The sequence below is a fragment of the Streptomyces sp. WAC03905 genome (genome assembly GCF_057371075.1).
Window position 1 is genome coordinate 1185353 of the sequence record NZ_JBXYDZ010000003.1, and the last position, 13104, is coordinate 1198456.

Here is a 13104-nt window from a genome sequence, read left to right on the forward strand (position 1 = left end):
GGTACGTCCTCCGGGGCGTCGCGCGTCCCCTATGTACGGGTGAGGTCCACGACTCCGTGGAGGGCGGCCAGGCCGAGGGCCAGGAAGAAGTCGCCCCACACCAGTTCGTGGCGCACGGCCGTCCCGGCGGCCGCGTCGTAGCAGCCGTCCAGCAGCATTCCGGCCGGGCGGCCGCCGCCGTCGGCGGTGAGGTGGAAGCGGACGAGGTGGTCGAGGATCTCCGCGCCCCGCAGCGCGTACTGCTCCGCGCGGGGGCCGGGGGTCCGGGCCAGTTTCAGCAGGGCGACGGCCGTGATCGCGGCGGCCGAGGTGTCGCGGGGGCCGTCCGGGAGGGCGGTGTCGGCCCGGGGGACGGGATGTCCGGTCAGCAGGGCGCCCCCGGCGAGGAGCCGGGCGGCCGCCCCGGTGAGGCGTACGGGGTCGGCCGCCGGGCCGGGCGGAGAGAGCAGTGCGTCGGCCACCGCCAGCAGCAGCCAGGCCCGCCCCCGGCTCCAGCCCGGCGGCGGGTCCTCCCGCGGCAGCCACCGGGCGGTGTCCGGCTCGAAACGCAGGGCGGGCCGCGGCCCCGCGGTCGCCTCGTCGTCCGCGCCGCCGGGCGGGCCGAGGCAGAGGTCCAGGTGACGGTGGAGGTGGGCGGCCGCCGCGTCCGCACCGCCCGGTCCGGCGGCCGCCAGGAGCGGCACCGTGCCGGGTACGGCGTCCACGCGGGCGAGCAGGCGGGGCCCGCCGAGGGCGTCGCCCCAGGGCAGGATCCCGAGTTCCGGGTCCCAGTCCGCCAGGCAGGCCCTGGCCGCCAGGGCCCGGATCGAGGCGGCCCCGGCGTCGTCGCCGGCCGCGGCGGTGCCGTACCAGAAGATGAGGCCGCGGGTGGCGGTGTCGGCGCGGGCCCACGGCGCGAGCCGGGCCGTGCACGCGGCGGCGGCCCGCCGGTCGGACGCGGCCCCGGTGTACCGCGCCCGCAGCCAGAGCAGCCCGGCCCAGAAGCCGCCGGTCCAGGAACCGCGGCCGGTCGTGGTCCACCGCCCGTCGGCGGGGTCGGCGTACAGCGGGAAGCGGTGTCCCACGTGGGCCGCGGTCACCGCGACCCGCTCCATGACCGCGGCCAGGGCCCGGCCGGTGCCGGCGCTCACCGCGTGCCCCCGCGGCGGGTCCGGTCCCGTACCGCCCACAGGAACGCGACGGCCGCGGCGACCGCGAACTCCGCCGCCACCAGGAACCAGCCCGGTCCGTACCGTCCGCTCTGCGCGAGCAGCCCGAACAGCGGCGGACCCAGGGCGAATCCGGCGAAGAACCCGGCCGCGACCAGCGCGGAGTCCTGTCCGGCCCGGCCGGGGGCGGCCCGCTGGAGGACCAGCACCATCGAGACCGCGTTGCCGGAGACGGCGAAGACTCCGACGGCCACCGCGCCGGCCCACACCAGCGGGCCCAGCAGGAGTGAGGCTCCCAGCAGGGCGGCGGCGCCCAGCGCGCCGAGCGCGAGCCATCCGGGGAGCCATTCGGCCCGTCCGGGGCGGGCCGCCCTGGACCAGCCCACGCGGCCGGCGATCCCGGCCACTCCCAGGACGGCGACCAGGGCGCCCGCGGTCGTCGGCCCCAGGCCCAGGCGCTGCGCGCCGAAGAGGGCGAGGTAGGTGTTCACGGAGGCGATGCCCGCGCCGAGGAACAGCGAGAAGGCGGCCAGCCAGGCCACCATCGCGCGCGGGACGAGTTCCGTACGGGGGCCGGCGGGCGGCGGCGGGGGGTCCGCGGGCAGCACCCGCAGTGCCCACAGCCCGGTGAGCAGGGCGGCGGCCGCGCCCGTCCACACCGCGCCCCGCCAGCCGATCCCGCCCGCGAGCGCCGCCAGCGGCGCCCCGGCCGCGAAGGCGCCCAGCTGTACGCCGGACTGCTTGAGGCCGGTGACGGCGCCGCGCCGGGCGGGCGGGACGGCGCGCAGGACGGCTTTGTTGGTGGCGGGGTTGGCCAGCGCCTGCGGTACGCCGCCCAGTGCGACGGCGCCCAGCAGCAGGCCGGCGCCGGGGGCGGCGCCGATCAGGGCGAGAGCGGCCGCGGAGAGCAGCAGCAGTGCGACGAGCGAGCGCCGCGGGCCGATCCGGTCCACGATCCGGCCGCCCGCCGGAGAGAGGGCGGCGGCCGTTCCGAAGCCGATCGTCGTGGTCAGACCCAACAGTGCAGGTGATACGCCCAGTTCGTCCACGAGACGCGGGCCGAGCGCCCCCAGCAGGAACAGTTGCAGCATCGAGAACGCCATGGCGCAGGTCAGGAGCGCCGTCAGCCGTCCGCCCGCCGCGCCGTCCTGCCCTGCCGGCGATACCGTCGCCGTGCCTTCCGACACCACGAAGTCTCCCCTCCCGGGACGTTGAACTCCTCGATCGAACGGGTAGTCAGTCGGGTGGAACGGCGGGCGGGTTCCCGCGTTCCGCTGTGCCCTGCACCACACGAGGCAGTCGGTCCGGCCGTGCCACGGCCGAGTTGCGGAAACTTGTCCGGAAGTGCGTACCCCGGTGTGCGGCTCGGGAGGCCGGTGCGAGGATGAGCCCCGCCATGGAGCCGGTCGTCCGCTGTTTACGCGCCTTGAGGGCTGCGATGTTCGCAGCCCTCTGCGTGCTGCTCGCGGCGACGGGACACGTGCTCATGTCGGGCGCGGCGGTGCCCTGGTGGGCGCTGCCCGTCGGGTTCGGAGCGGCGGCGGCGACGGCCTGGTCCCTCGCCGGCCGTGAGCGCGGGATCCTCTCCGTCACGGGCGCCGCCGTCGCCGTACAGGCCGTGCTCCACTCCGGATTCTCCCTGGCCCAGTCCCTCGTGCGGCCCGCGCCGGAGTCCGCGGCCGTGGAAGTGGCGGGGCACGCGCACCACGCCGGGCACGGGACGGCCGACGCGGCCTCCGCCCCGGCGGCCCTGCACATGGCCGGTGGGGGCCATGGATCCTCCTTCGTGGCACCGGTGTTCATGTCACCGGCCGGAATGCTGGTCGCCCACCTGCTGGCCGCCGTGCTGTGCGGCCTGTGGCTCGCCCACGGCGAGCGGGCCCTCTTCCGCGTGCTGCGTGCCGCGGCCGCACGGCTGTGGGTCCCGATGTGCCTGCTGCTGCGACCGGCCGTCGTCGCGCACCGGCCGCGTCCGCGGGTGCGCCGGAGGCGGCGCCCGCGGGCACCGCGCCGGCTGTTGCTCGTCCATGCCATCACCTCAAGGGGTCCGCCGACGGCGACCGCTGTCCTCTGACAGCTGGTCACCCGAGCCGCGTCCGCGTGCGCGACCCCTCTCGCGCACGCCCCGCACCGCCACTGCCCTACCTCGTGCGTCTCGTCTCCCGCACCAGGCACGTGGCTGCCGCGCCTCGGGCCCTCGGCCGTGCCTGCGGGCAGGCCGTGCCCTCACCGGCCCCGTCGCACGCGCGGCGCCGGACTCCCCTTGCACATAAGGACCTTTGGCGATGACTGCTGCCCCGACCACCCCTTCCTGTACCACCGGCGCGCGTCCCGCCCGCCACACGGAGGCCTCCGACGAGGCGGTGACCCGGCTGGCGCTCGACGCCCGCGACGGCGACCGCGCGAAGACGGACCGCTTTGTGCGCGCACTCCACCGCGACGTCTGGCGCTACGTCGCCTACCTGAGCGCCGACGCGCAGGCGGCCGACGACCTGACCCAGGACGTGTTCCTGCGCGCGCTCGCCGGACTGCACCGGTTCGAGGGCCGTTCCTCCGCGCGTACGTGGCTGCTGTCCATAGCCCGGCGCACCGTCGTGGACAGCCTGCGCCACGCCGCCGCGCGGCCGCGGCTGTCGGACCGCTGCGACTGGCAGACGGCCGCCGAGCAGGCGCAGCCGCACGGCGTACCGGGCTTCGAGGACGGCATCGCCCTGGCGGAGCTGCTGGCCGCGATCCCGGCCGAGCGGCGGGAGGCCTTCGTGCTCACGCAGTTGCTGGGCCTGCCCTACGCGGAGGCGGCGGAGGCCGTCGGATGCCCGATCGGCACGGTCCGCTCCCGCGTCGCCCGGGCCCGTACCTCCCTCATCGCCCTGTTGACGGACACCCGAACGGCCGCGCCGGAGCCCCCGGCCCCGGCCGAGCGGCCCGAGCGCGCCCCGCTGGGAGCGCGTGAGGTGGTGCTCGCGGCTGCGTCCGCCTGATCCGCAGGGCGCCGTCCCGGGCCCGGTGCGCTCCGGTCCCGGGACGACGGCGCCGTCCGGGTCGGATCCGTACTGGCCCGCGACGAGGACCAGTCCCGTACCGGCGGGGACGGTGGCGGCGCGGCGCCTGCTGATCGACCCGGAGACCGACGCCCTGGCGCGGCGGCTGGTCACCGAGGAGCTGCCCGACGCCGTGGTGACGGAGGTCCGGCGCGCGGTGTTCGCCGGCCACCGGCTGCGCATCCACTACGCGCCGCGGACCAGGCCCCCGAGTGGCGCACGGTGGACCCGGTCGGCCTGGTTACGGTGGGCGGCCAGGGCTACCTGCCGGCCACACGGGCCGGGGCGGACCGCACCTACCGGCTGGCGCGGGTCCTGGCTGCGCAGGAACGGGACGAACCGGCGCGGCGGCCGGAGCGCGTCGACCTGGACCGGGTCTGGCAGGAGCGCGGCAGACGGTTCCGGGCGGACGCGGACCAGGTCACCGTGCTGGTACGGGTGGACGCGGCCCGGCGGGAGGAACTGGCGGGCGGCGCGGTGGCCGTTCTCGCCGAGGAGGCGGAGGCCGATGCGGAGGGCCCGGCTGCGGCTGGAGGTGCGTTTCCAGGACCGCCGGCACGCCGAATGGGCTCTGTGGCAACTCGTCCCGGGCGCCGGGGTACTGGCCCCGCAGTGGTTGCGCGACGGCCAGCACGCGCGCGCGACGGCGATCGCCGCCCGCCACGGGGCACCTGCGCCGGAGGTGTAGGAGACGTCGGACACGCCTTGGCCGCCGCCCTCGCGGAGCAGGCGGGGGCGTGCGGCACGCCCCGGGCGCCCGCGCGGCAAGATATCAGCCTTTCCGGAAAGCGCCAGAGTGTTTGTCCGATGGTGATGTGCTCCGGCGGGGGCGTCACACCGGGCACTACCGTCCCGTGTCACCCCCGGGAAAGCGGGTGTTGCACCGCACCATGCTTGCGGAACCTCCCTGCCCCGCCACCTTCCCGGCCCCACGGAGCGAGGAGGCACATTGCTGTCATTGCGGCGGAGAACCACACGAGGCTGGTCCACGGCCACCAGGTACTCGATCGCGAGCGGCGTCGTCATCACCGCCCTCGCGCTCACCCTGGTCGCCCTGCTGGTCCCGGTGGACAAGTTCGGCAGCCGGGCCACGGCCGCTGCCGCCGCACCGGCGGCGGCGGATGACGACGGCCTCGGCACGGTGAGCACGGCCTACGGGCCGCTGACGGCCGCGGACCGGGACTTCGTCCGCAAGGTCCGCCTCGCCGGGCTGTGGGAGCTGCCCGCCGGGCGGCAGGCCCAGCAGCGCGGCTCGCGCCCCGCGATCCGGACGGCAGGGGACCACCTCGTCGACGGTCACACCGAACTGGACCGACAGGTCATCCAGGTCGGCCAGGCCCTCGGCATCGACCTGCCCAACCAGCCTTCCGCCCAGCAGCAGGACTGGCTGGGCCAGATGAACCGCGCCAAGGGAGACGAGTACGAACGGCTGTTCACCCAGCTGCTGCGCCGAGCGCACGGCAAGGTGTTCGGCCTGCTGGCCGGGATCCGGGCACAGACCCGCAACTCCATGGTGCGAGCCCTCGCCACGTCCGCCAACGCCACGGTGCTGGACCACATCACGGTCCTGGAGGACACCGGGCTGGTCGACTTCGACGGGCTCTCCGACAATGTCCCACCGACGAAGTGAGTGATCGCATGAGGCAAAAGGGCCACAAACGCAACCGCTTGACGACCAAGATCGTGGGAGTGGTCTCCGCGCTCGTGCTGGGCGGCGGCGGGGTCGCCTTCATCGCAGGCAACGCGTCCGCGGGCCAGGACGGCAACCGCAGGACGCAGATGACGACCACCATCGACTGTCCCGACGTCGGGGACAAGCTCACCGCCGTGCCCGAGCAGGCCAAGGCCGAGGTCGACGCGAACCTGGCCAAGCTGGACGACCAGGTGGCGGAGGCCTACCGGCGCCTCGCCGCGGGCGAGGCCCAGGAGAAGGCCCTCCTCGGGGACCTCAAGGGACAGCGGGAGAAGACCATCAAGGGCGTGTCCGACGCGATCGACCGCGTGGCCGAACCGCCGGCGGACATAGCCCAGTTGAGTTCCTGTGAGATGAAGAAGGCACCCGCCGAGGAGGACGGTGGCGGCGCGGCGGCGCTGAAGGCCGGGGCCGACGCCAAGTCCGCCGCCGCCGGCAACAAGAGCGGGCCGGCGAAGAGCGACTTCGTGAACATCACCAAGGTCCGGCCGAACGTGAACAAGCCGAGGGCCCAGGGCGGCGCCTCCAACGGCAGCTTCAGCGTCCAGTGCGGCCGCAACGACAACGGCCACTTCAACCCCGACAACGTCATCGTCGCACCGGGCGTCTCGAACGGCGCGCACCACATGCACGACTACGTGGGCAACGTGTCCACCGACGCCTTCTCCACCAACGACAGCCTGGCCAGGGCCGGCACCACCTGCAACAACGGTGACCAGTCCACCTACTACTGGCCCGTGCTGCGCCTGCGCGACGGCAAGGTCGAGCGGGACGCGAAGGCGCCCGGCGGCGGCCAGGACGGCAACGTCGGCTCGATCCTCAAGCCCAAGCAGGTGACGATCGACTTCAAGGGCAGCCCCACCGGCAAGGTCACGGCGATGCCCCGCTTCATGCGCATCATCACGGGTGACGCCAAGGCCTTCTCCAACGGCAACGCCAACGCCAACGCCTCCTGGAGCTGCACCGGTTTCGAGGACCGGCAGCTGAAGGACAAGTACCCGATCTGCCCCAAGGGCAGTGACGTCGTGCGCACCTTCACCTTCCAGAGCTGCTGGGACGGGCGGAACGCCGACAGCGCCAACCACCGTACGCACGTGGCCTTCCCCGACCGCAACGGCCGCTGCCAGAAGGGCTTCAAGGCCATTCCGCAGCTGGTGCAGCGCATCGTGTACGGCGTGGCGCCGGGCTCGCGCATCGCCGTGGACAGCTTCCCCGAGCAGCTCCACAAGCCGGTCACCGACCACGGCGACTTCATCAACGTGATGTCCAACAACCTGATGAACAAGGCCGTGAGCTGCATCAACGACGGACGCCGCTGCCGCTGACGCCCGTGGCGGGGGTGATCTCCCCCATCGACTCCCGGGGCCGGGTGCTCCCCCTTCCTCACCCCGCGCCCGCCCCGGGAAAGGTGCTGGACCGAAGCCTGCTTCGGACCAGCACCTCTTTCGTGTTCCAGGCCCTCGGCCCCGTTACGGAGGGCGGGACCGGGGGCACGTGCGCCCTTCCGGACCGGACGGCCCCGCCGCCGGCCCGCACCGCACCGCTCGACACCGTCCGGCACCGCCCCGTACCGGCGGGCACCGCCCCGTACCGGCGGGCACCGGCACCCGCCGGGTCACGCTCAGCCCGCTCCGCCCCCGGCCCGCACGGCCCCCGGCCTACCGGTCAGGGGGCCGGGCGGGACCGGTCCGGCGGTGCACGGCGACGGACGGGAGCCGGGAACGGTGGAGCGGATGCGGGGGCGGGCGGTGCGCACGGGCACACGAAAGCGCCCGGCCCGGCCCCGTGACGACGGGGCCGGGCCGGGCGTGCGCTGTCTCAGAGGCCGTTGACGCGGGCCATCCGGCCGACGACGAGCGGGGTGAAGTCCGCCTGGATCACGCGCGCCGTCCTGCGGGTCACGCGTGAATGCTGGCGCCGGACCTGGGCCATCAGGCGGCGGCTGCGCAGGGCCATTTCCAGCTCGAACCGGGTCCGCGGATCACGCAGTCCGGTTCCGAAGAGCTTCTCCAGCTGGCGCATGCGGTACCGCACGGTCTGCGGGTGCACGCTGAGGGCCTTGGCGGCCTCGGGGGCCCCGCCGCCCTCGAGCCAGGCGAGCAGGGTCACCTCCAGCCGCTCGCTCTGGCGCGGAGTGAGGTCCGCGAGGGGTCGCAGCCAACGCGCGGCCAGCGCGTGGGCGAGGGGTTCGTCCTGGAGCAGGAGCAGGGTCGAGAGGTGGTCGTCGACGAAGACGGCCCTGGCCTCAAGGCCCGGGCGGCTGGGCGTCAGCGCCGCCAGACGCAGCGCCCACCGCAGGGACGAGGCCGTGTCCCGCAGCGGGACGGCGTGGCCGACGGCCGCGAACCGGCCGCGCAGCAGGTGCTCCAGCGGTCCGCGGACCTCAGGGTCCGGGCTCGGGACGAGCAGGCAGGGACGGCCCGCGAACATCCCGACGAGGGCGTCCTCCATGACGCCGGCGAGCTGCTGCGCCTCGCCGGGCGTGGCCGGCACAATGGCCCGTACGGCCAGCGGGAGGGGCCATCCGGCCGCCTCGGCGAGTTCGGTGAGGGAGCTGTCGGACGCGACGCGGTCGTCGGTGAGGGTCCTGAACAGCTCCTGGCGGGCCCGGTCGCCCGGCCGGTTGCCTTCAACGGCCTCCTCCTCGGTTTCTTCACGGCTGCTCACCCGCAGGCGCGGCCGGGCCGTTTCCCGGATCCCGTCGCGGGACCCGGGACGGGCCTCCTCGCGGACGACGTCCTGCCGGCCCTCGTGCGTGACCTCACACTCGTACGCCGCCTCCCTGCTGCCGGCCGTGAGCCGGCCCGCGGTTTCGAGCTCGGGGGTGAGCTCGGTTTCGACCTGGTTCTCCGCCAGATCGCGTTCCTCGTCCGTTTGTTCCCGGGATTGCTCCTTGTAGCCGAGAGTGGTGAGAAGTGCCTCTTCCACTCGCTGGCGGAGCAACTCTGCATCAATGGCATCGTTGTCATCGATAAGTGCGGAAAATTCCGGAATTCCATGCAGAAGCTCCTCCACTATCTCGGCGGCCAGTGCGGGAAGTTCCCTGCGCAGGACGCGCGTCCACTCGCCTCGGGGGCGGGACCAGATGCGGTTCAGAAGTTCGCACATCGTTTTCCTCGTTCGTGCCGGGGTGAGGCCTGCCCGGGGAAGAGCGGCAGACCCGCCGAGGTTGCGTCTCGCGTCAACTTGTCTGTACGACACGAGAGTTGCGGCCCTCGTACTCCCTCCTGGAGAGGTCCGACCACCCGCGGTCCCGGGACTTTGCCTTCTTTTTACGCTCCGGGACGCGTAGGTGGCGGGCGGCGCGGTGGCCTGTCGCAACCTCCGCTGGAGGGGAATCTTCCGGTGTTGTTCGATGCGCCGGAGACGCGCTGCGAGAAATTATCACGTTTCGATAAATCCTGTGGAGCTGATGTGCAGCTCCACGATGCTGCTGCACTCCGGCCCCAAGTTCCCTCGGCCGGCGCGGAGTTTCAGAGCGCGGCCGGGCAGAGACGACAACGACCCCCGGGGTCCCGAGCGTCAGGTGGATCGCTCGGTACCCAGGCGCACAGGAGACCTGGATGCCCTTGCCCCAGCCGCACATGCCTCGCCCACACAGGGCCCGCCGTAAGAGCCGACATGCGGCATCGGCTCCCGCCGCCGGACGGAGGGCCGTCCGGCGGCCCTCGCTCCTGCCCACGCCCGGACGGATGAGTCCGGGCGCGATCTGCGCCGTCGGCGCGGCCATCGTCTCCCTCACCGTGGCCGCCCGCGCGGGCGCCTTCTCCCAGATATGGGACTTCCTCGACTTCGGCGCGGGCGTCCTCTCGCTCGTCTCGCTGACCGCGACCGTCCTGTGGGGCGTGGTCTCCACGGACCGGCTGCTGTTGAAGTCGGGCCACCGGCTGCTGGCCCAGGGCGTGCACCGCGGTCTCGCCGTGTCCGGTCTCGGCTTCCTCGCCCTGCACATCTGGGTCAAGGTCGCGGAGCAGCGCACGAGCGCGTCCGCGGCGGCCGTACCGTTCACGGACATCGAACAGCCGGTGCTGATCGGGCTCGGCAGCCTCGCCGGATACCTCTTCGTCGCCGTCGCGGTCTCCGGAGCCGTGCGCAGCGTGTTCGCCACCAAGGGCCGGTCGCTGTGGTGGCGGGCCCTGCACTTCGCCGCCTATCCGGCGTGGGGTGCCTCGCTGGTCCACGGGCTGAAGGCGGGACGCGCCGCCGACCTCTACGTCACGGTGTCGTACGCGCTGTGCCTGCTCGGTGTCGCCGGCGTCCTCGCGTTCCGGCTCAAGGCCAGGATGGCCGAGGAGCCCGCGGGTCCTCCCGGGGCCATCGGTGTTCCGCAGCAGCCCGTCGTGGCCGCCGCACCCCGGCCGCGCCGGGAGGCGCGGGCCCGGGCCGCCGGTTCCCGGGAGAAGTTCACCGGGCCGACCGCGCCGCCACCGGACGACAGTCCCGCTCTCACGGCCGTGTACGCGGCCGACCCGGCCGGCGCCTACATGGACGCCGGCTTGGGCATGGGCGCCGTCAACGGTGTGGACGGCGACCAGTTCGCCACGCGGGAGTGGCGACTGTGAGCGGGTTCCCGCGCCCCAGCCTCGGCTGCGTGGGCGCTCCCAGACTGCTCGCCGGCCTCGACCAGGCCCCCCGGCTGGACCGGGTGGGGCATCTGACCACGCACGGCTCGATGCCGCGCTACCGGCCGGACGAGCTCGTCGACCTCGCCGAGAACATCGACCTGCGGGGCCGCGGCGGCGCCGGTTTCCCCTTCGCCCGGAAACTGCGCGCCGTCATGCGCGCGGCCGAGGGCCGCGACACGGGGACCGCCGTCGTCGTCAACGCCAGTGAGGGCGAGCCCAGCTGCCTCAAGGACAAGGCGCTGCTGCTGCACGTTCCGCACCTGGTGCTCGACGGAGCCCTGCTGGCCGCCGCCGCGGTCGGCGCCGAGGACGTCGTCATCGGTGTCACCCGGCCCGACGTGGAGCAGTCGCTGCGCGCGGCCGTGGCGGAGCGCGGCCCCGCCGGTCGCCAGGTGCGGGTGCAGGCCCTGCCCGAGCGCTTCGTGACCGGTGAGAGCACCTCCATGGTCAACGGCCTGAACGGGGGGCCGACCCTGCCTTCGGGGCAGAAGATCCGGACCAGCGAGCGGGGCCTGGGCGGCATGCCCACCCTGTTCTCGAACACCGAGACCTACGCCCAACTCGCCATGGCGGCACGGCTCGGCGCCCTGGACTACCGCTCGGTCGGTCTGCCGTCCGAGCCCGGCACCGTCATGCTGACCATCGCCGGTTCCACGGTCGTCGAGGCGCCGCTGGGGACCCCGCTGGCGTACGTGCTGGAGCTGTGCGGTCTGGATCCGGGCCAGGGCGTCCTGGTGGGCGGCTACCACGGCAAGTGGCTCGACCCGGGATCCGCGCGCATCGCCGACCTCTCCCGGGGCTCCCTCGCGGCCTTCGACGCGGTACTGGGCGCGGGGGCGGTACTGCCCCTGCCGCACGACACCTGTCCGGCCGGCGAGGTGTCACGGGTGGCGCGGTGGATGGCGAACGAGACGGCCGGCCAGTGCGGCCCCTGCTTCCGGGGCCTGCCCGCGCTGGCCGACGTACTGGAGGACGCGGTCCGGGGCGGCGGCAGGACCGCGCTGGAGACCATCGAGGCCCGGATGAAGGTCGTACGGCGCCGCGGCGCCTGCAGCCATCCGGACGGCACGGCGGCCTTCGTGGCGTCGGCGCTCGCCGCCTTCCCGGACGAGTTCCGCGACCACGCCCTCGGCAGCGGCTGCGGGCGGCGGGTGGTGGGGGCGCTGCCCCTGCCCGAGGACGAGACGCCCGAGGAGCGGCTGGTCGTCGACTGGACCCTGTGCAGGGGTCACGGGCTGTGCGTGGACATCCTTCCTGACGTCGTACGGCTGGACGCGGACGGCTACCCGTCCCAGGCGTCCATGCCCGTGCCCGCACAGCTGCGGCAGAAGGCGCAGCGCGCGGTGCGGCGCTGTCCGGCGCTGGCGCTGCGCATGCAGGACTGAACCAAGCCCCCCGGGTTCAATGTTGGCGCGATCTGACAAATTCTCAGGGAGATCCGCATTCTCCTCCACCAGGCCCGTAGAAATTACCCAAGGCACGAGAACGCGAATCCTGACTCGAAGGAGAGATCGTGAAGAAAATGCGTCGTGGAGTATTCGCCGGGTCGGCCGTCGCGGTATTGATGCTGACCGCCGCATGCGGAAGCGGCGACAACTCCGCGGGAAAGGGAGATACGGTCCAGCCGGTGGGCGACAGCAAACAGGCGGGGTCCGGCTACGACGGGTACGGGGGCGGGTCGGGCGCAGTCCCCGCGGCCGACGCCGTCAAGGCCGGACCGGCCGGAGAGCTGAAGGTGAAGGCCTCCGCGGAGCTGGGACCGACGGTCACCGACAGCGCGGGCTTCACGCTCTACCGGTTCGACAAGGACACGCCCAAGCCCCCGAAGTCCTCCTGTGAGGGGGACTGCGCCAAGGCCTGGCCGGCCGTCTCCGCGGACGACGCCTCGGCGGGTGAGGGCATCGACAAGTCCCTGCTCGGCTCGGTCGAACGGGCCGATGGGACGAAGCAGTTGACGCTGGCCGGGTGGCCGGTCTACCGCTACGCGAAGGACACCAAGGCGGGCGACACCCTCGGTGAGGGAGTCGGCGGAACCTGGCACGTCCTGGCTCCGGACGGCAAGCCCGCCAAGGCCGGCGGCGCGGGCTCCGGATCCGGCGCCGACCCGAGCGCGGGCGGCGGCGCGGAAGCCGGAGCGGGCGCCGGAGCGGGTGGGGCGGTGGAACAGGAGCCGGCGAAGGCCGACCCGATCAGCGTCAACCGGAACACCAAGCTCGGCCCCATTCTCTCGGACGCGGAAGGGCGCACGCTCTACCGGTTCGACAAGGACAGCGCCTGGCCGATGAAGACGAACTGCCTCGATGCCTGCCTCAATACGTGGAAGCCCGCCAAGGCCGTCGACAAGGAATTGGTGAAGGGAATTCCCGCGGAATTGGTGGGTACGTTCAAGCGGCCCGACGGCACCGAACAGCTGACGATCGACTGCTGGCCGGTCTACACGTTCACCGGTGACAAGGAGCCGGGTGACATCAACGGGCAGGGCAAGCAGGGCGTCTGGTTCGCGGTCTCCGACAAGGGCAAGAAGGTGACGATCACCGGCTGACGCGTGGAGCCCGCCCCCATGGGCTTCTCCTTCCACTGAACGGCACAACACCCCC

The 13104-nt window shown here is 73.6% G+C and carries 10 protein-coding genes and 1 pseudogene; 8 read left to right on the forward strand and 3 right to left on the reverse strand.

The annotated features are described in order from the left end of the window. Positions 1 to 29: 29 nt before the first annotated feature. Entirely contained in the window at positions 30 to 1130 is a 1101-nt protein-coding gene (locus tag AC2RP6_RS08215; RefSeq protein WP_486445588.1) for a sugar ABC transporter permease, read from the reverse strand. Then, positions 1127 to 2335: an MFS transporter gene (locus tag AC2RP6_RS08220; protein WP_486445589.1), complete on the reverse strand. Its 1209-nt coding sequence runs from the start codon at positions 2333 to 2335 to the stop codon at positions 1127 to 1129. The genes AC2RP6_RS08215 and AC2RP6_RS08220 overlap by 4 nt, the downstream gene beginning before the upstream one ends. Positions 2336 to 2586: 251 nt before the next feature. On the opposite strand from AC2RP6_RS08220, the gene AC2RP6_RS08225 reads away from it, so the two are divergent. From AC2RP6_RS08225 to AC2RP6_RS08245, 5 genes and pseudogenes are all read left to right on the forward strand, one after another. After that, a complete protein-coding gene (locus AC2RP6_RS08225; protein WP_486445590.1) occupies positions 2587 to 3222 on the forward strand; it encodes a hypothetical protein in 636 nt (211 codons plus the stop codon). Between the two features lie 211 nt (positions 3223 to 3433). After that, the gene (locus tag AC2RP6_RS08230) at positions 3434 to 4129 is read left to right on the forward strand and encodes a sigma-70 family RNA polymerase sigma factor (protein WP_486445591.1); all 696 of its coding nucleotides are present in this window, start codon (positions 3434 to 3436) and stop codon (positions 4127 to 4129) included. A 115-nt stretch (positions 4130 to 4244) separates the two neighbouring features. After that, positions 4245 to 4877: pseudogene (locus tag AC2RP6_RS08235) on the forward strand (helix-turn-helix transcriptional regulator); the annotation flags it as partial. A 270-nt stretch (positions 4878 to 5147) separates the two neighbouring features. Further along, positions 5148 to 5819, forward strand: coding sequence for a DUF4142 domain-containing protein (locus AC2RP6_RS08240; protein ID WP_486445592.1), 672 nt, complete (start codon positions 5148 to 5150; stop codon positions 5817 to 5819). A gap of 8 nt (positions 5820 to 5827) precedes the next feature. Then, positions 5828 to 7207, forward strand: coding sequence for a DUF1996 domain-containing protein (locus AC2RP6_RS08245; RefSeq protein ID WP_486445593.1), 1380 nt, complete (start codon positions 5828 to 5830; stop codon positions 7205 to 7207). Between the two features lie 493 nt (positions 7208 to 7700). On the opposite strand, the gene AC2RP6_RS08250 is transcribed toward AC2RP6_RS08245, so the two are convergent. Then, complete coding sequence (locus AC2RP6_RS08250; RefSeq protein WP_486445594.1) at positions 7701 to 8810, reverse strand: PucR family transcriptional regulator; 1110 nt, start codon at positions 8808 to 8810, stop codon at positions 7701 to 7703. A gap of 764 nt (positions 8811 to 9574) precedes the next feature. Between AC2RP6_RS08250 and AC2RP6_RS08255 the strand changes: the two genes are divergently transcribed. From AC2RP6_RS08255 to AC2RP6_RS08265, 3 genes are all read left to right on the forward strand, one after another. Beyond that, on the forward strand, positions 9575 to 10444 hold the full coding sequence (locus tag AC2RP6_RS08255) for a hypothetical protein (protein WP_486445595.1): 870 nt from the start codon (positions 9575 to 9577) through the stop codon (positions 10442 to 10444). A 29-nt stretch (positions 10445 to 10473) separates the two neighbouring features. Next, a complete protein-coding gene (locus AC2RP6_RS08260; RefSeq protein ID WP_486445596.1) occupies positions 10474 to 11892 on the forward strand; it encodes an NADH-ubiquinone oxidoreductase-F iron-sulfur binding region domain-containing protein in 1419 nt (472 codons plus the stop codon). A 137-nt stretch (positions 11893 to 12029) separates the two neighbouring features. After that, positions 12030 to 13049, forward strand: a complete 1020-nt coding sequence (locus AC2RP6_RS08265) for an SCO0930 family lipoprotein (RefSeq protein WP_486445597.1) — start codon at positions 12030 to 12032, stop codon at positions 13047 to 13049. Positions 13050 to 13104: the final 55 nt, after the last annotated feature.

Bases quoted from the DNA above. Each gene is read 5' to 3' on its own strand.
- AC2RP6_RS08245 (WP_486445593.1), top strand. From the start codon at position 5,828: ATGAGGCAAAAGGGCCACAAACGCAACCGCTTGACGACCAAGATCGTG.
- AC2RP6_RS08265 (WP_486445597.1), top strand. From the start codon at position 12,030: ATGCGTCGTGGAGTATTCGCCGGGTCGGCCGTCGCGGTATTGATGCTG.
- AC2RP6_RS08225 (WP_486445590.1), top strand. From the start codon at position 2,587: ATGTTCGCAGCCCTCTGCGTGCTGCTCGCGGCGACGGGACACGTGCTC.
- AC2RP6_RS08230 (WP_486445591.1), top strand. From the start codon at position 3,434: ATGACTGCTGCCCCGACCACCCCTTCCTGTACCACCGGCGCGCGTCCC.
- AC2RP6_RS08255 (WP_486445595.1), top strand. From the start codon at position 9,575: ATGAGTCCGGGCGCGATCTGCGCCGTCGGCGCGGCCATCGTCTCCCTC.